We start from the raw sequence: 1155 nt of genomic DNA, 5'->3' as shown, positions 1-1155 counted from the left end.
CCGGAAGCAAAGCAAAAGTCAACACCATGAAGCTCCAATCATTGCGAGTGCTTGGCAACCGAGGCATCGGATGGCTCCGGAGCCACCTGAAGCAGGCGAGCCGGCGGTCGCTTGGGGCCGCCGGCTCGCCTGCTTCAGGTTTTAAAAACAAGTGGGAGCCGGACGCCCCGCAATGCGAAGCTGAGGTGTGCAAACTCATTCCGACTCCCACTACAAACTCTACACCGCCATGAGCCGTTCATGCAAAGACAAGTTTTCACTGCGCCACCAACTGGTGCGTTACGCCAAGGCCCACGGCATCCGCGCCGCCATGCGCCAGTTTGGCTGCGCGCGCAACACCGTGCGCCAGTGGCTGCGCCGCTGGCAGGCCGGCGACGACACCCTCGCCGACCGTTCCCGCCGTCCCCTCAACCAGCCCGCGCGCACCAAGCCCGCGGACGAAAAACGCGTGATCGAAGCGCGCAAAAAAGCCCCCTGTTTCGGAGCCCGCCGGCTCGTCGAAATGTTTGACCTGCCCGTGGGCAAGGGCGCCGCGCATCGCATACTTCGCGACGCCTCGCTGGTGCGAAAGCGTCCCCGCAAGCACAAGCGCAAGGCCGACCTGCGCGCCATCAAGGCGGCCCACGCCCCCCTCACACGCCTGCAAATGGACACCAAATACCTCACCGACATCCCCCATTACTGGCCCCAGATGCAAGCCCGGGGGCTTCCCCGCTTCCAATACACCATCCGCTGCGAATCAACCGGGGCGATGTTTCTGGATTACTCAAGCGAGCTCTCAAAGACCTGCGCCACCCTCGCCATCGCCCGCGTGCTTGAACACCTCAAGGCCCATGCCATCGACCTCTCGCTTGTCGAGGTGCGCACCGATCTGGGCTCTGAGTTTGACGGCGACACCGTCCACTACCGGCCCAACGGCTTCCACGGCGCCATCCTGGGCATGGGCGCTCACCACCGCTTCAATCCCCCCGCCCGTCCCAACTGCAACGCCGATGTCGAAAGCGTTCACGCCACGATCGAAAACGAGTTCTTCGACATGGAAAACTTTGCCGGAGCCGGCCAGTTCATGGCTGCGGTAACAACCTACCAGCACTACTACAACTTCGCGCGCACCAACCGCTCCCGCGCCAACAAAACCCCGGCTCAATTGCTCCG

Annotated in this window: 1 protein-coding gene; it reads left to right on the top strand. The window is 63.1% G+C overall.

Annotated elements, in window-relative coordinates; genetic code table 11:
* Positions 1–229: 229 nt before the first annotated feature.
* A partial coding sequence (locus tag M2447_RS13680; protein WP_277559063.1) for a helix-turn-helix domain-containing protein occupies positions 230–1155 on the top strand: 926 nt, incomplete at its 3' end.

Source organism: Ereboglobus sp. PH5-10, assembly GCF_029504735.1.
GTDB lineage: Bacteria > Verrucomicrobiota > Verrucomicrobiia > Opitutales > Opitutaceae > Ereboglobus.
Note: the sequence above shows the minus strand (reverse complement) of the source record. Positions and strands in the feature narration are given on the sequence as shown.